The following is a 16165-nucleotide window of genomic DNA, read 5'->3' as shown; positions in this document are numbered from 1 at the left end:
CGGGATCATGTTCGGCCGCCTGAAAGACTGGCGGCGCATGGCAACCCGATACGACAGATGCCCGAAGGTCTTCCCGTCAGCCGTCGACGCATGCGTCGACCCCTCGCAGCCACCGTCATGTTCTGGCTATGAAGACAATGGGTCCTGAGCCTAGGTGGACATGTCCTCGGCCTGCCTCGCCTCCGGTACGCCGGTCATTGTATCGTCAATTCCTGATTCTTGCGGCGACGGTATTTCCAAGCGGTTGCGAAATGCTGTAAACTTCAGCGGTGAGCGGCAAGTTTCCTTTTCAGCATCGTCAACAATGGGTTCGGTTTTCGGCGGCACCATGTTCAGCTTGAAGAATCGGTGCCCGCAATCCGGTATCCAATCCCCGGCTCGGTGAAGATCAGCCGCGGGCTGGAGGCGTCGTCGCCCAGCTTGTCGCGCAGATGGGCGATGGCGATGCGCAGATAGTGGCTGTCCTCGACATGCGCCGGCCCCCAGACCACCGACAGGATCTGCGCGTGGGTGAGCAGGCGGCCCTGGCCGCGCGCCAGAAGGGCCAGCACGTCGAACTCCTTGCGCGTAAGGCGAACCTCCCGGCCCTCCTGCCGGACCGTGCGCCGCGCGAAGTCGATGGTCAGGTTGCCCAGCACGGCCGTGGCGGGCTGCCCGGCGTCTTCGCTCCGCCTGCGGCACAGCGCCCGGATGCGGGCGAGCAGTTCACCCGTGGCGAAGGGCTTCGTCATGAAATCGTCGGCGCCCGCGTCCAGGGCGGCGATGATCTCGGCTTCGGCCGAGCGGACCGAAAGCACCAGGATCGGCACCTCCGACCAGCCGCGGATGGCGGTGATGACCGCCTTGCCGTCCATGTCGGGCAGACCGAGGTCCAGCAGCACAACCTGCGGGGCGCCGGTCGCCGCGCGTTCGATACCCTCGCGGCCGCGGGCGGCCTCGTCCATGGCGTAGCCCGCGCCCTCAAGGACGATGCGCAGAAAGCGCCGGATCGGCGCCTCGTCCTCAATGACCAGCAGGCGCAGGGCGTCAGGCATGGGCGGGCGCCTCGACCGCAACGGGCAAGATCAGGCGGAACATCGCGCCGCGGCCGTCCGGCGGCGCGACCGCTTCGGCCCGGCCGCCGTTCGCCTCGACCATGCCCTTGACGATGGCGAGGCCCATGCCGGTTCCCGCCGGCTGACCGTCGCCCTGCACCGCGCGGTGAAAGAGGTCGAACACCCGGGTCCGCTCGGTCTCCGGGATGCCCGGCCCTTCATCGGCGACGGTCAGCGCCACGTCGTTTCCCGCTGGCTCCGCGGCGACGCGGATCGTCGATCCCTCTGGTGCGAACTTCGTCGCGTTCTCGAGCAGGTTCACCAGCGCCTGGCCGATCAGGACCGGATCGACCATGACCGGCGGCAGGTCGGCGGGAAGGTCGGTGCGGACCTCGAACCGCTCCAGCGCGGCTCCGAGGTCGGCGCGCGCCCGCCCGACAAGCTCGCCCAGGTCGCACGCAGTCCGGCGGGGCTTCAGCGCGCCGTGCCCCAGCCGGGTCATGGTCAGCAGGTTGCCGATCAGGCGGTCCAGCCGCCGTGCCTCATCCAAGGCCTGCCCGACCAGGGCCTGGTCCTGCGCGGGCGGCAGGCCGCCCTCGGCCACCGCCGACAGCGAGCCGATCACCGTCACCAGCGGCGTGCGCAGATCGTGGCTGACGCTGTTGAGCAGCGCGGCGCGCAGCTTCTCGGTCTCGGTGGTCAGGCGCGCCTGTTCCAGGTCGGCTTCGACCTTGATGCGTTCGACCGCGACAGCGACCTGGTTTTCGACGGCGGTCAGCAACCGGCGGGTTTCGGGATCGAGTCGCCGGTTCGGGTCCACGAAGCGCAGGCCGAACACCCCCAGCGGCGCGCCCTGCGTGGTCAGGGGCACGAACGTCCAGGGCGCGGCGGGCAGCGTGTCGGTTCCGGCCCCTGCGAGAGCGTTGCGCTGCCATGACCAGAGGGCGGCGGACTCGGAGGCCGGGTCCAGATCCTCCTCGATGGAGGGAAAGCCCTGCACCTGCCGCAGGCTGCCGGCACCGTCGGGCATCAGGATCAGCGAATGGCATTCCAGCGTCCGGGCGATATGCGCGACCCCTGCCCAGAGGACATCGTCGGTGGTGCTGGCCGAGGCGATCTTGCGCGAAAAGTCGTAAAGCGTCTCGGTGAGGTCCTGGTTGACGCGCATGAACTCGATCTGGCGCTTCAGCCGGCCAGCGAGACTGCCGGTGAACAGCGCCGAAACGGTGAAGACCAGCAACGCGACAACCGACTCGTGCTGCGCCACCGCGAACGAGAAGAAGGGCCGGGTGAAGAAGAAGTTGTAGGCGAGAAAGCCCAGCACGCTGGCGGCGATCGCCCCCGCCGTTCCCTGACGCATCCCGACGCTGAGGACGCCGACCAGGTAGATGACGGCCAGCGAGGCGACGGGCAGCAGATGGAACAGTGGCCAGGAGACCAAGGTGGCCAGCGCCGTCACTGCGGCCGCCTCGGCCAGCGGACGCGTCCAGCCGGGGCCGTCGGACCGGGGCGCGGCCACCGGCGGAGTGCGGTCGGCGTCGGCGGTCAGCACCGTGATCTCGAACTCGGAGCCGAGGTCGAGCAAGCGCTCCCATGCGGGCGGCCGTAGGCGGGACGCAAGCCTGTCGCGCCAGCCGGGCCGCTTCCGCCGGCCCACGATCAGCCGGGTGACGTTCTGCCGGCGGGCGGCAGCGATCAGCTCCGCCGCCAGATCCCCCTCGGCCCGCAGGGTCAGCGTCTCGGCGCCCAGCCGCTCGGCCAGGGCCAGCGCATCAACCATGGCCGCGTGCGCCTGCGGGCCGCGGCGTTCGACGGCGGGGGTGACGACGGTCGCGGCCAGCCACGGGATGCGGGCGCGGTCCGTCATCCGGCGCCCGGCGCGCACCAGGGTCTTGGCTGCTGCCGGGTCATCGAGGCAGACCATCAGCCTGTCCTGCGCAGTCACCGGCCGCGCCGCACCCCGCGCAAGGGCCAGCATCTCGGCGTCGACCCGGCTCGCCGCCGTCCGCAGCGCCAGTTCCCGCAGCGCCATCAGGTTCGGCTTCGAGAAGAAGTTCATCAGCGCCCGCCCGGCTTCGGCGGGCATGTAGACCTTGCCCTCGCGCATCCGCTGGATCAGGTCCTCGGGCGGCAGGTCGATCAGCTTGATCTCGTCGGCCATCTGCAGGGCGGCGTCGGGCACCGTCTCCTGCACGCGGACGCCGGTGATGCGGGCCACAACGTCGTTCAGGCTCTCGATATGCTGGATGTTGAGCGTGGAGTAGACGTCGATGCCCGCCGCCAGAACCTCCTCGACATCCTGCCAGCGCTTGGGATGGCGCGCGCCGGGGACATTGGAATGCGCCAGCTCGTCGATCAGCGCCAGTTGCGGGCGGCGGGCCAGCAGGCCGTCCAGGTCCATCTCGGTCATCTGCCGGCCGCGGTAGGTAATAATTCGGCGCGGCAGCTGATCCAGTTGCGCCAGCAGCGCCGCGGTTTCGGGGCGGCCGTGGGTTTCCGCCAGGGCCACCGTCACGTCGGTGCCGGCCTTCGCGCGGGCGATGGCTTCTTCCAGCATGGCGTAGGTCTTGCCGACGCCGGGCGAGGCCCCGAGGAAGATCTTCAGCCGGCCTCGCCCGGCGTTCCCGGCTTCGACGTTCGCTTCGGCCAGGAAGCTTTCGGGGGCGGGGCGGGGTTTCTCGGTCATCCTGGCAGGTCAGCCGCGTTCCGCGTCCAGCGCAAGATTGGCGCGCAGCACGTTCACGATCGGCGCCCCCACGAAGCCGAAAGCCGGACCCGTCACGGCGGACCGGATCGCCGCTTCCACGGCACCCGGCTCGATCCCGCGCGCGGCGGCGATGCGTGGCACCTGCCGTAACGCGCCTTCCAGCGAGACATGCGGATCGAGCCCGGAGGCCGAGGCCGTCGCCATCTCTGACGGCACTGGCGCCCCGCCGAAGGCAGCCGCGCGCGCCTTCACCTGCTCGGTCGAGGCAGCGCTGCTGGGGCCGAAATTCGAGCCGGTTGACGACGCCGCATTATAGGCCGGATCGGTCGCGGAAGGACGGCCATGAAGGTATTCCTGCCGGGTGAAGTCCTGGCCGATCAGGGCCGCGCCAATGACCCGGTCGCCCTGCCGGATCAGCGATCCGTCAGCCTGGGCGGGCATCACTGCCTGAGCGATCCCGGTCATCGCCAGCGGATAGCCCAGGCCCAGCAGGACCGAGAAAGCGCCCACCATCGTCAGGGCCGGACGGAGTTGCGAGAACATTGTGTCACCTCACGCCAGATGCGCCAGATCGACGATCATGTCGATCAACTTGATGCCGATGAACGGGGCGACAAGGCCGCCCAGACCGTAGACGAGCAGGTTGCGCGACAGCAGGGCGCCGGCCGAGGCGGGGCGGTATCGCACCCCGCGCAGCGCCAGCGGGATCAGCGCGACGATCACCAGCGCGTTGAAGATGATCGCCGACAGGATCGCCGACTGCGGCGTGCCAAGCCCCATGATGTCCAGCGCCGCAAGCCCGGGATAGGCGGCGATGAACAGCGCCGGCAGGATGGCGAAATACTTGGCCACATCGTTGGCGATGCTGAAGGTCGTCAGCGCGCCGCGCGAGATCAGCAGCTGCTTGCCGACCATGACGATCTCGATCAGCTTGGTCGGGTCGCTGTCCAGATCGACCAGGTTCCCGGCCTCTTTGGCCGCCGGGGTGCCGCTGTTCATGGCGACGCCCACGTCGGCCTGCGCCAGCGCCGGGGCGTCGTTGCTGCCGTCCCCGCACATGGCGACCAGCCGCCCCTGCGCCTGTTCGGACCGGATATAATCCAGCTTCCGCTCGGGTGTGGCCTCGGCCAGGAAGTCGTCCACGCCCGCCTCGGCGGCGATGGCGGCCGCGGTCAGAGGATTGTCGCCGGTGATCATCACCGTGCGGATGCCCATGCGCCGCAAGTCGGCAAAGCGCTCGCGGATGCCGGGCTTGACGATGTCCTTGAGGTGGATGACGCCCAGCACCCGACCGTCGCGCGCGACCAGCAGCGGCGTGCCGCCCGACATGGCAATGCGGCGCACGATGGGTTCCGCCGCCCCCGCGCCGCCTTGCGGAAAGGCGCGCGCCATGGCGTCCGCAGCGCCCTTGCGGATGGCAGTGCCGTCCACAAGGTCCACGCCCGACATGCGCGTCTGCGCGGTAAAGGTGACAAAGCTTGCGCCCTGCCGCAGCGCGCCCTCGGCAAAGCCGTACTGCTGCACCGCCAGCGCGACGGTGGACTTGCCCTCGGGGGTTTCGTCGGCCAGCGACGACAGCCAGGCGGCCTCGGCCACCTCCCGCGGGCTCACGCCCGGCACCGGCAGGAATTCATCGGCCATGCGGTTGCCGAAGGTGATGGTGCCGGTCTTGTCAAGCAGCAGCACGTCGATGTCACCCGCCGCCTCGACCGCGCGGCCGGACTTGGCGATGACATTGGCCTTCACCAGCCGGTCCATCCCGGCGATGCCGATAGCCGACAGAAGGCCGCCTATGGTGGTCGGGATCAGGGTGACGAACAGCGCCGCCAGATAAACCACCGGAATGTCGGTCCCCGACCAGCCCGCGAACACCGGCAGGGTGGCGACGACCAGCAGGAACACGAGGCTAAGGCCCGCGAGCAGGATGTTCAGCGCGATCTCGTTGGGGGTCTTGTGGCGCTTGGCGCCTTCGACCAGCGAGATCATGCGGTCGAGGAACGTCTCGCCCGGTTTCGCGGTGACGCGCACAACCAGCCAGTCGCTGACCAGCCGCGTGCCGCCGGTCAGGGACGAGCGGTCGCCGCCCGATTCCCGGATCACCGGCGCCGATTCCCCGGTGATGGCGCTTTCATCGACCGAGGCCACGCCCTCGATCACCTCGCCGTCGGTGGGTACGATGTCACCCGCCTCGACAAGGATCACCTCGCCCACCTCCAGCTGGTCCACGTCCTGCAGCTCGAACAGATCGCGGCGGGCGGGGTCCAGCAGCGTCCTGGCCTTTGCGGTGGACCGGGTGGCGCGGAAGGCGTCGGCGCGGGCCTTTCCGCGCCCTTCGGCCACGGCTTCGGCGAAATTGGCGAACAGCACCGTCGCCCACAGCCACAGCGCGATCTGCAGGGCGACGCCGCTGCCGGGCTCGCCCCAGTGGACCGCGACCAGCAGTGTCGTCACCAGCGCCACAAGGCCGGTGGCAAAGATCACCGGGTTGTGTGCCAAGCTGCGCGGGTCGAGCTTGCGGAAGGCCGCGGCGGCGGCGGGCCTGAGGATCTCGGGCGCAAACAGCCCGATCTCGGCTTTCTCATGTTTCGACATCATGGTTCCTCGGAAGGGCGACTGTTCAGAAGGTCCGGCCGGCCACGATCGAGACATGCTCGGCGATCGGGCCAAGGGCCAAGACGGGCAGGAAGGTCAGGGCGCCGACGATCAGGATGGTGACGACCAGCAGCACGGTGAAGGCCGGGCCGTGGGTCGGGAACGTCCCGGCCGTCGTCGGGGCGCGCGGCTTGGCCGCCAGGCTGCCAGCGATGGCCAGGACTGGGATGATATAGCCCCAGCGTCCGATCATCATCGCCAGCCCGATCATGGTATTGTGCCAGGTCGTGTTGGCGCCGAAACCCGCAAAGGCCGAGCCGTTGTTGGCCGTGCCCGAGGTGTAGGCGTAGATCAGCTCGGTCAGGCCGTGCGGTCCCTGGTCCTGCGCCGACGAGGTTGCGTCGCCGGTCAGGATCGAGGCTGCCGACAGCACCAACACCCCTACCGGCATGACCAGCAGCGTCAGCGCCGCCAGCTTCATCTCGCGCGCCTCGATCTTCTTGCCGAGCCACTCGGGCGTGCGCCCGACCATCAGCCCGGCGAGGAACACGGTCAGCACGACATACAGCACCATGCCGTAGAAGCCGGCGCCGACGCCGCCATAGATGATCTCGCCCAGCAGCATGTTGAACAGCGGAATCATGCCGCCCAGGGCCATCAGGCTGTCGTGCATGGCGTTGACCGCCCCGCAGGAGACGACGGTGGTGGCCACGACGAACAGCACCGTCTGCGCCAGGCCGAAGCGGGTTTCCTTGCCTTCCATGCTGGCGCCGGGTTCCGACAGACCCGCGTGCAGCGGATTGCCCGCGGCCTCGGCGAAATAGGCGGCCAGCAGGACGGCCACGAACATCGTGCTCATGGCGGCGAAGATCGCCCAGCCCTGCCGCCGTTCACCGACCATGCGGCCGAAGAAGAAGGGGAAGGCCGCCGGAATGATCAGGATCGCGTAGATCTGGACGAGGTTGGTCAGCGCCGTCGGGTTCTCGTAGGGATGCGCAGCATTGGCGTTGAAGAACCCGCCGCCGTTGGTGCCCAGCATCTTGATCGCCGCTTGGCTGGCGACCGGCCCCTGGGCGATGACCTGCTGCGCGCCTTCCAGCGTGATCGCGGTAACCGACCCCGCCAGCGTCTGCGGCATTCCTTGCCAGACCAGCACCAGCGTGATGAGGATCGCGCCGGGCAGTAGCAGATACAGCGTCGCGCGCGTCAGATCGACCCAGAAGTTCCCGAGGTCGGCCGCCGAACGCGCGGCCAGTCCCCGCACCACCGCCACCGCGACCGCGATGCCGGTCGCGGCCGAGACAAAGTTCTGCACCGTCAGGCCGAACATCTGCGTGAAATGGCTGACGGTCGTCTCTCCGCCGTAGCTTTGCCAGTTGGTGTTGGTCATGAAGCTGACGGCGGTGTTGAAGGCTTGGCCCGGCTCCATCGCGCCGAAGCCCTGGGGGTTGAAGGGCAGATATCCCTGAAGCCGAAGGACCAGATAGAGCAGCACGAAGCCCGTGGCATTGAACAGCAGCACGCCCGCCACATAGGCGGTCCAGCGCTGCCCTCGCCCCTCGACGCCGGCCAGGCGATAAAGCGCGGTTTCGACCGGTGCAAGAATCCGGATTTGCCCGGTAAAGACCCGCGCCATGTAGGGGCCGACCAGCATGCCGAGCAGCGTCAGCCCCGCCAGGAACAGGGCGAAGTAGGTCAGATCGCCGGCCATGTCAGAACCTTTCGGGAAGGATAAGGGCGATCACGAAATAGATCAGCAGCACGCCCGCGAGGCCCGCGCCGAGGATGAGGTCAAGATCCATGTCCGCGCCTCACAGCCGGTTGGCGGCAACCACCGCCAACCCCGCTACTGCGAAGACCAGCAGGCCCCCGCCGATGAAAAGGACGTCTGGCAGCACGATAGCCTCCTGTCTGCATTGATGAGGCAGAGATGAGCGGAGGTGCCGTAAAGATGCCATGTCGAAGCGGTGGAAGAGCGTAAAGCCGGCGTAAAGCAGGTGAGAGCGGTTACCGAAATGGTGCCTGTTCCGGGATCATCAGCACACGTGCTTGAACGCAGGCGCCTATCACCACGCAAGCGTGACAGGGCAGGCTGCCATGGCCTGCCCGATCCTCTCTGTCATGTCTCGTGAGATCCCGCCTTCTGTGGGGGACGGCTGACAGGAAACATGTCCTCGCCGCCTTGGTGCAGCCTGACGTGATGGCGCTGACCTGCCATGGGATTTTTCCTCCACCGCCGATTAGAGTCCGCCCTAACTCGAGGACGGCCACCTAGCCGCTGTGCTTCACTGTGGCTTCTTCGATACGGTTGCTCATGTCCGCTGCGGCACCTGATGGCGGCAACCTGAGCAGCGCGGGAGATGCTGCCACTGGATTACCCGTCGGCGGAAGAACACGTTATGCCGATGACGTGGAGGCGACCCGTGCCTTCCGACATGTCTCGCTTGATCGAACGACCCGCTCTCGCCGAGCGGAGATTCCGGGATCGCAGGTGAATTTTCTTGCCGCCGTCCAGCTTGGCGCACATTCTTGAACGGAAGCCAGTTTGGGGGGCGATATGTCTGACGCATATCCGACCGGGGCCACCACACCACATCAGCCTGAACTGCACCGCGTCATGGGCCCGAAGCTGTTGTTGCTGTTCATCGTCGGCGACATCCTTGGGACAGGCGTCTACGCCCTGACCGGCACCGTCGCGGCCGAGGTCGGGGGTGCCGCCTGGGCGCCGTTCCTCGTGGCCTTCCTGGTCGCAACCATCACGGCCGTTTCCTATCTGGAACTGGTCACGCGCTATCCGCAGGCGGCAGGGGCCGCGCTTTACGCGCATCGCGCCTTCGGCATCCATTTCCTGACATTCCTGGTGGCCTTTACCGTGATGTGTTCCGGCATCACCTCGGCCTCGACCGCATCGAATGCCTTTGCGGGCTTTTTGAACGACGGCTTCGGTCTGGGCTTCACGAGGGGCAGCGCCGGCATCTTGCTGATTGCCCTTGGCTTCATGGCGCTTGTCGCAGTGATCAACCTGCGCGGCGTGGGCGAAAGCGTCAAGGCGAACGTCGTCCTGACCTGCGTGGAACTGACGGGCCTGCTGATGATCATCTTTGTCGGCTTCTATGCCATGGCCCAAGGCCGCGCCGATTTCTCAGAAGTGATGGTCTTCCAGTCCTCCGAGGAAAAGGGCGCCTTTCTGTCCCTGACCGCCGCCACTGCGCTGGCGTTCTTCGCGATGGTCGGCTTCGAGGATTCGGTCAACATGGCCGAGGAGGTCAAGGACCCTGTCCGCATCTTCCCGCGGATCATGCTGACCGGTCTGGCGATAACGGGCGTCATCTACATCCTCGTGTCGATCTGCGCCGTGGCTCTGGTGCCCGTGGGCGATCTGTCCGACCCCGACAAGGGCTCTGCCCTGACGCAGGTGGTGCGCGCGGGGGCTCCCAACCTGCCTTTCGATACGATCTTTCCCTTCATCGGCATGTTTGCGGTGGCGAACTCCGCGCTCATCAACATGCTGATGGCCAGCAGGCTGATCTATGGGCTGGCGCGCCAAGGGGTGCTGCCGCATGGCCTCGGGCTGGTCCATCACACCCGCCGCACGCCCTGGGTGGCGATCCTCTTCACGACGGCGCTGGCCTTCGGACTGATCTACTTCGTTGTCACGCGCTCTGACATGCCGGCCGTCAGCCTGCTGGGAGGAACGACGTCGCTGTTGCTGCTCTGCGTCTTCACCATCGTCAACATCTCGCTCATCGTGCTGCGCAGGCACCCTGTGGGCCATGCCCATTTCCGCGCGCCCTCCATCCTGCCCTGGATCGGTGCGGCGACCTGCGCCTTCCTGGCCGGTCCTTGGGCGAGAAGCGCGGCGCAGATGGACCAGTATCGCATCGCAGGATGGCTACTTGCCATAGGCTTGGTCCTGTGGGCGGCGACCTGGTTGTGGAACAGGGTGCTGCGCCAGAGACCCCATCCCGGCAGCCTGGGCAATGTGGACCAGATGCGAGAGCATCATGGTGACGCCCCAAGGAACTAGAGGGTAGACAGCAGCCCAAAGCAGCTGCCTTTCGTGTCTGGTCGCATGCTGCACAGCAGCTTCTTCAAACCGGCCGCTCACATCGGCATCCGCGGCGTGGGCTCGATCTACTTACCTGGCCTATGGGCTCAACCACATGGAGTTCGAGAGCGGCGAGCACCTGTGGACCATTGCGGGATTGGTGATCTTGGTCTCGCCCCTCCTACACGGGCTGACGGTGACACCAATCATGCGCCTCCTCCGCCACTACGGCCGCGCTCCCGACGCCGAGGCCATCCCGCCCCCCGGCCTGCAGGGACCGAGCGCCGGGTGATCATCCCTAGCGCGACCTTAGGACGGTAAATTGCAAGGCTGACCATGGCACAGCGGCACGTCGCGACATCTCGATGAGGGCCGTAAACAATAGCCAAGAGACCAGCCTCTCACGCGGATCCCACCCATCCGCATAACGACAGTTGACTGGTCCCCCGACTTCGATAAAGCACGGACATCCGCCAGCTTCCGCCAGCGACACCACGATCCGGGATCAGAGGATCCCGCTCCCTGCTGGCTGGAACTCATCATGCAAGTATCTTCAAGCGACGTCCGTGTGCCTGCCCTGTTCAGGGCGCCCTTTCGTGCTCTGCTGCTGGTCAGCGTCGCGTGGCCTGCCGCCGCGCAGGAAGCGGTCGTCCTCGATACGGTGGTGATCGAGGCCGAAAGCGACCAGACGCTCAGTCAGTCGGGCTATGTCGCCACGATCTCGCGCCAGGCGACGAAGCTCGACACCCCGGTGGCCGAGATCCCGCAGGCGGTGACCATCGTCACCCAGGACCAGATCGAGGACCAGCGCCCGCGCACCCTGAACGAGACGCTGAGCTATTCGGCCAGCGCCAATCCCAACAACTACGGCTTCGACAGCCGCTTCGACGCCTTCACGCTGCGCGGCTTTCCCGCCTTCTACAACGGCGTCTTCCGCGACGGGCTGCGCCAGTTCAACGCGCCGACCGCGCTTTACAAGATCGAGCCCTACGGCATCGAGGGGATCGCCCTGCTGAAGGGGCCGGCCTCGTCGCTTTATGGCGTCAGCGGACCGGGCGGCATCGTCAACATCGTCACCAAGCGCCCCAAGGACGAGCGCTTCCGCGAGATCGAGGCGACGACCGGCGGCAACGACCGCGCCCAGATCGCGGGCGACTGGTCCGGCCCGCTGGCGGACGACCGCTTCGCCTTCCGCCTGACCGGGCTTTACCGTGAGGCCAACACCGACCTGCCCGGCTATGCCGATGACAAGACCTATCTCGCCCCGGCGCTGAGCTTCGACAACGGCACCACCCGCGCCACGCTGCTGGCGGAATGGTCGCGCTCGCTGACCGGGGGCACGGCGGCCTTCTACAACCCGGCCTATGGCGTGGTCTCGGACCTTTACGAGGGCGACCCCGACTACAACGACTTCAAGCAGGACCAGTGGCGCCTGAGCTACGAGATCGAGCATCGCCTGACCGACGCCTGGACGCTGCGCCATTCGGCGCGGCTGTCGCAGGTGGATGCCGACCTGGAATACAGCGGCCATTATCCGGCGGGCGGCACGCTGGCGCGCTACTGGGGCCATTACCTCGAGAAGGTGGACACCGCGACGGCCGATACCGCACTGCAATGGAACGGCACGAGTGGCGCCATCGAGCACGAGGTGCTGGCCGGGATCGACATCACCCATGCCGACTATGAGGCCTACAGCCTGCTCGGCTATGTCTCGGCGGCGGATACGGCGGCGCAGGACGTGCCCTTCGCGAACGCGCAGGACACGAAACAGACCGGCATCTACCTGCATGACCAGATGAGCTGGGACAACTGGCGCCTCTTCGCGAGCCTGCGCTACGACCGCGTCGAGACGACCTCGACCGCCGCCGACCGCAGCGAAAGCGAGCAGACCGACAGCGGCCGCTCGGGCCGGCTGGGGGTCAGCTATCACTGGCCTTCGGGGCTGGTCGCCTATGCCAACCTGTCCACGTCCTTCGCGCCGAACCTGGGCGTGGTCTATGACGACGTGACGACCGAGGTCTCCCGTCCCGCCGAACCGACCCGCGCCACCCAGCGCGAGATCGGCCTGAAATACGCGCCCGAGGGCACGAACCTGCTGTTCAGCGCCGCCCTCTTCGACATCGACCAGCGGGATGGCGTGGTGCTGGATGCCTCGAGCGGGCGCAACAAGCAGCGCCAGCTGGACATGAACAGCCGCGGGGTGGAGCTGGAGCTGGCCGCGAACTGGGACAACGGCTGGTCCACCATCGCGAGCTACACGCATCAGCGTGTGAAGATCGAGGAAGGTGCCGCCGGAACCGTCGGCAAGGAACTGTCGGGCACCCCGAACGACGTGCTGTCGGTCTGGGGCAAATACGACTTCCAGGATGGTCCGTTGGCCGGGCTCGGGCTGGGGGCCGGAGTCCGCTATGTCGGGGAAAGCTACGGCGACGACCAGAACACGCTGACCAACGAGGACCGCGCCTTTGTCGATATGGCGGTGGACTATGACCTTCCGCAGGTTCCGGGCGTCCAGATGCAGCTGAACGTGAAGAACGTCTTCGACACGCAGAAGGCCGTCTGCACCGCTGGCTACTGCTACGAGGACGAGGGCCGCACCTGGACGGCCAGCCTGCGGCGCCGGTTCTGATGGGTGCTGCAAGGCTTCCACTGCTGGGAGGTCTCTGGGCCGCCTATATTGCCCAGAGTGTGATCGGCGGGCTGACTTGGGGCGGCCTGCCCGCCGTCCTGCGCGACCAGGGACTGCCGCTCGACCGGATCGGGCTTCTGTCGCTGCTGATCCTGCCCTGGGCGCTCAAGTTCCTGTGGTCTCCCTGGGTGGAGGCCTGGCGTCTCCCGGCAGGTCGCCCGAACCGCACCGCCGCGATCGTGGCCATTGGTGGAAGCGTCGCTGTGGCCGGGCTGGGGATCACGGGCCTTCTGCCGCTCCATTCGCTGCTGCCGGTGCTGGTCGCGCTGGGGATCGTGGCTCTTGCGACCGCGACCGCGGATATCGCCGTGGACGGCCATGCGGTCGGCGTGCTTCGCGGCGCTGAACTCGGCTGGGGCAACGCCGCGCAGGTCGGCGGCGCTTATGTCGGATCGGCGATCGGTGCCGGGCTTCTTCTTGTCATGGTCGCCCGCATCGGATGGACCGGGGCCGTCTGGTTCATGGCCGGGCTGGTCGCTGTCTTGCTGATCTGGTTCGCCATGACGGCACGGGGGTCCGCGTCATCGCGGGTCGAGGGCCCACGGCCCAGCCTTCGCCGCGCGCTCGCCCGGCGCGATATTCGCCAAGGGCTGATGCTGACGGCGATCTTTGTCGTCGCCCAGAAGCTGTCCCTGGGGATGCTGGGACCCTTCCTGATCGATATGGGCATCCCCCTTGAGATGGTGGGCCTGCTCAACGGCTTTGGCAGCCTGGTTCTTGGGCTTCTGGGTGCGCTCCTTGGCGGAGCCGCTGTCCAGCGGTGGGGCGTGCGGACAACGATGAGCGGCGCCCTGATGTCTCAGGCCATCCTGATGCTGTGCTTGGCGTTGAGCGGGTCCGGGGTCATGCTGCCACCTGCCTTGCCGGTCGCGGCCGCGCTTCTTTCCGGATCGGCGCTGTCGGCCATCGGGTTCACTGCACTTTACGCGCAGTTCATGCGGTGGTCGGACCCGCGGCAGGGAGGGGTCGACTTCACACTCTTCCAGTGCCTTGATGGCGCACTGAGCATGGTTCTGGGGATTGGCGCAGGGATCGTTGCCCAGCGCGCGGGTTACGGCATCTTCTTTGGCCTCAGCGCCGTCCTGCCCGTCCTGGCAGTCCTGATGCTCGGGCGTCTGGCCATCACCTCCGCCCCAGCCCTGCGCCTGTAGGAACAACCCGGCCGCCTGCCTTCAGGCGGCCGAACTGTGGTGCGGCTCTTCCGCCATTTCACCGGCCACCCCGCGCCGCCAGTAGGCTGCAACCAAGTGCCGGTCGCGCGGCATCTTCCAGACCGAGCGAACGTGGCGGCGGATCTCGCGAAATGCGTCGAACTCGCACCCGGCCCAGACGTAAAGATCATCGAACGGCTGTCGGCGGGCCAGTGCCTCGACGAGAAGCCGCGTTGTGCCAGCCGCGGCACCACGCCGATGCAGCCACTCCACCGGGCCGGCCAGAACCTGTTCATCTGCCGGGCCGTCCACCTCGATGATTGCCTCGCAGGTGGTGTCAGGCGAGGCAGCCTCCAGCATGCGCGCGATGGCTGGCATCGCCGTCTCGTCCCCCAGCAAGAGCAACCGTGGCGCTTGAGGGATGGCCCCGCCGCCGGGGCCTAACAGCCCTGCTACGTCGCCCGGCCGGCATGTCGCAGCCCAATCTCCGGCCGATCGTCCCGCGGCAGGATGAAGCACGAAGTCGATGTCCACCTCGCCCCGTGCCCGATCGACATGGCGGATGGTATAGACGCGAGCCAGCAAGGTATCGGGGCCCGTGGGAAAGCTCAGCGCACCACTCGCCGTCAGCATCGGCCAGACAGGCGGCAGGTCTTCCCTGCGCCTCTCGGGGGGCAGCAGCAGACGGACGTGAAGCTCGTCCAGCGGCAGGTCTTCCAGGTTCGGGACGGCGAAGGTCACGCGCTGCATCGTGGGGGTCAGGCGACGCGTTGCCGTGACCCGCGCCTCGCGGAAGAACGGCGGGATGCCATGGCGCTGACCATCGCCTTCCCACTCAAGCTCCACCTCCGCTGCAAGATACTCACGGATATGATCCACGAAGATCAGCTTCATGTAGCTGAGGCCGATGGGATCACCCCCCGCTGCCGCAATGAAAAGCGTCTCTCCATCCTGCCGCACCTCGAAGCTGCCGAGCGGGATCTGCATCCGCCAAGGGCCTGCCTTCGCTCCTGTGATGTATTCCGGATGATCCGCCGCGAAGCGGACCATGGCAGAGGCGCCGTTACGATGGTCAAGCCGGGTATGCGCGTGCAGCATCAGGGTCTCGGTTCAGAGGTTTCTGGCTGCGGCAAAGCGTGGCTTGGCATCCATGTAGCCCAAGACAGTGCCCGCAACTAGGCCTTCCATGATTGCCCTCAGAAGATCCACACTGGTAGAGCTTTGGGGCCGCAGGTTGAAGCGGTAAGCGAGGCGAGATCCAGGCGCAGTTCAGCACCGTAACGCTTTAGGTTGCGGAACGAACGGACGTTCGCACCAAGGCAGTCCGCTTCTGCGATGCTGCACCACTTACAGTCCGCTTCCCGCCCCTTGCTACCTCCATGCCGTGCTCAGATCGACTGCGTCGCATATCACCTTCCCGAGAGTCACCAGTTCGCGTTCACAACGATCGACCAGGCGCTTGAGCGTAGGATCCCATGCAAGAAGAGCGCTTATCGGAGTCCAGTCCTCCGACGGATCTGCCGACCTGCCCAAGACGGCATCGCCGATGGCCCATGCGGCCAGAACCTTGGGCGCAAGGAGGAGATTCTGGGCACAAAAGGAGTAGGGGTCCACACCGTCGAAGAAGGCGACGAGCGCGAGTTCGTGAGCTTCAAAGGTGAAGCCCGACCCCTGCCCGGAAGGCTGGAAGTATTCGGGGCATTTGAGCCGCTCGAGCCAGCTGGGAGGCCGTGTTGCGCTGGCGCTTGCGGGCCTGCGGGTCCATCAATGCAGCGTATTTCCTCTACCCCTTGAGCGCCTCCATTCCGTTGTCGAAGCTGCGCTAGGCGGCCACCTGTGTCGTGAACACCGATGAGGCTGCAAGGCATGTCTTGGCGAAGCTAGGCTCAGGACCCATTGTCTTCATAGCCAGAACATGACGGTGGCTGCGAGGGGTCGACGCAT

At 66.8% G+C, this 16165-nt stretch carries 11 protein-coding genes; 3 read left to right on the top strand and 8 right to left on the bottom strand.

The genetic code is table 11. From position 1 onward, the window contains the following. Positions 1-150: 150 nt before the first annotated feature. Genes ACFFII_RS10410 through ACFFII_RS10380 form a run of 7 tightly spaced genes read right to left on the bottom strand, consistent with a single transcriptional unit; the run spans position 151 to position 8135 of the window. Complete coding sequence (locus ACFFII_RS10410) at positions 151-330, bottom strand: hypothetical protein (RefSeq protein WP_377698826.1); 180 nt, start codon at positions 328-330, stop codon at positions 151-153. A 2-nt stretch (positions 331-332) separates the two neighbouring features. Beyond that, positions 333-1034: a response regulator gene (locus ACFFII_RS10405; RefSeq protein WP_377698825.1), complete on the bottom strand. Its 702-nt coding sequence runs from the start codon at positions 1032-1034 to the stop codon at positions 333-335. Further along, on the bottom strand, positions 1027-3720 hold the full coding sequence (locus ACFFII_RS10400; RefSeq protein WP_377698824.1) for a DUF4118 domain-containing protein: 2694 nt from the start codon (positions 3718-3720) through the stop codon (positions 1027-1029). Before ACFFII_RS10400 ends, ACFFII_RS10405 begins: the two co-directional genes overlap by 8 nt. A 9-nt stretch (positions 3721-3729) precedes the next feature. Then, positions 3730-4284: a potassium-transporting ATPase subunit KdpC gene (kdpC, locus tag ACFFII_RS10395; protein ID WP_377698823.1), complete on the bottom strand. Its 555-nt coding sequence runs from the start codon at positions 4282-4284 to the stop codon at positions 3730-3732. Positions 4285-4293: 9 nt separating this feature from the next. Then, positions 4294-6333, bottom strand: coding sequence for a potassium-transporting ATPase subunit KdpB (gene kdpB / locus ACFFII_RS10390; RefSeq protein WP_377698822.1), 2040 nt, complete (start codon positions 6331-6333; stop codon positions 4294-4296). Between the two features lie 25 nt (positions 6334-6358). Continuing rightward, positions 6359-8044 (bottom strand): potassium-transporting ATPase subunit KdpA, encoded by a 1686-nt coding sequence (gene kdpA, locus ACFFII_RS10385; protein WP_377698821.1) that lies wholly within the window; start codon positions 8042-8044, stop codon positions 6359-6361. A gap of 1 nt (position 8045) precedes the next feature. After that, positions 8046-8135, bottom strand: coding sequence for a potassium-transporting ATPase subunit F (locus ACFFII_RS10380; protein WP_377698820.1), 90 nt, complete (start codon positions 8133-8135; stop codon positions 8046-8048). 755 nt (positions 8136-8890) lie between these two features. On the opposite strand from ACFFII_RS10380, the gene ACFFII_RS10375 reads away from it, so the two are divergent. The 3 genes from ACFFII_RS10375 (at position 8891) to ACFFII_RS10365 (ending at position 14221) form a co-directional block, all read left to right on the top strand. Beyond that, positions 8891-10360 carry an APC family permease gene (locus tag ACFFII_RS10375; protein WP_377698819.1) on the top strand — a complete coding sequence of 490 codons (1470 nt, stop codon included), beginning with the start codon at positions 8891-8893 and terminating at the stop codon, positions 10358-10360. A 562-nt stretch (positions 10361-10922) separates the two neighbouring features. Next, the gene (locus ACFFII_RS10370; protein WP_377698818.1) at positions 10923-13010 is read left to right on the top strand and encodes a TonB-dependent siderophore receptor; all 2088 of its coding nucleotides are present in this window, start codon (positions 10923-10925) and stop codon (positions 13008-13010) included. Beyond that, the gene (locus tag ACFFII_RS10365) at positions 13010-14221 is read left to right on the top strand and encodes an MFS transporter (protein WP_377698817.1); all 1212 of its coding nucleotides are present in this window, start codon (positions 13010-13012) and stop codon (positions 14219-14221) included. The genes ACFFII_RS10370 and ACFFII_RS10365 overlap by 1 nt, the downstream gene beginning before the upstream one ends. A 21-nt stretch (positions 14222-14242) precedes the next feature. On the opposite strand, the gene ACFFII_RS10360 is transcribed toward ACFFII_RS10365, so the two are convergent. Next, a complete protein-coding gene (locus ACFFII_RS10360; RefSeq protein ID WP_377698815.1) occupies positions 14243-15319 on the bottom strand; it encodes a siderophore-interacting protein in 1077 nt (358 codons plus the stop codon). Positions 15320-16165: the final 846 nt, after the last annotated feature.

The organism is Paracoccus niistensis (genome assembly GCF_042432925.1).
Classification (GTDB): domain Bacteria; phylum Pseudomonadota; class Alphaproteobacteria; order Rhodobacterales; family Rhodobacteraceae; genus Paracoccus; species Paracoccus niistensis.
Note: the sequence above shows the minus strand (reverse complement) of the source record. Positions and strands in the feature narration are given on the sequence as shown.

Bases quoted from the DNA above. Each gene is read 5' to 3' on its own strand.
- ACFFII_RS10360 (WP_377698815.1), bottom strand. From the start codon at position 15,319: ATGCTGCACGCGCATACCCGGCTTGACCATCGTAACGGCGCCTCTGCC.
- ACFFII_RS10370 (WP_377698818.1), top strand. From the start codon at position 10,923: ATGCAAGTATCTTCAAGCGACGTCCGTGTGCCTGCCCTGTTCAGGGCG.
- ACFFII_RS10400 (WP_377698824.1), bottom strand. From the start codon at position 3,720: ATGACCGAGAAACCCCGCCCCGCCCCCGAAAGCTTCCTGGCCGAAGCG.
- ACFFII_RS10405 (WP_377698825.1), bottom strand. From the start codon at position 1,034: ATGCCTGACGCCCTGCGCCTGCTGGTCATTGAGGACGAGGCGCCGATC.
- ACFFII_RS10375 (WP_377698819.1), top strand. From the start codon at position 8,891: ATGTCTGACGCATATCCGACCGGGGCCACCACACCACATCAGCCTGAA.
- ACFFII_RS10380 (WP_377698820.1), bottom strand. From the start codon at position 8,135: ATGGATCTTGACCTCATCCTCGGCGCGGGCCTCGCGGGCGTGCTGCTG.
- ACFFII_RS10410 (WP_377698826.1), bottom strand. From the start codon at position 330: ATGGTGCCGCCGAAAACCGAACCCATTGTTGACGATGCTGAAAAGGAA.
- kdpC (WP_377698823.1), bottom strand. From the start codon at position 4,284: ATGTTCTCGCAACTCCGTCCGGCCCTGACGATGGTGGGCGCTTTCTCG.
- ACFFII_RS10365 (WP_377698817.1), top strand. From the start codon at position 13,010: ATGGGTGCTGCAAGGCTTCCACTGCTGGGAGGTCTCTGGGCCGCCTAT.
- kdpA (WP_377698821.1), bottom strand. From the start codon at position 8,044: ATGGCCGGCGATCTGACCTACTTCGCCCTGTTCCTGGCGGGGCTGACG.
- kdpB (WP_377698822.1), bottom strand. From the start codon at position 6,333: ATGTCGAAACATGAGAAAGCCGAGATCGGGCTGTTTGCGCCCGAGATC.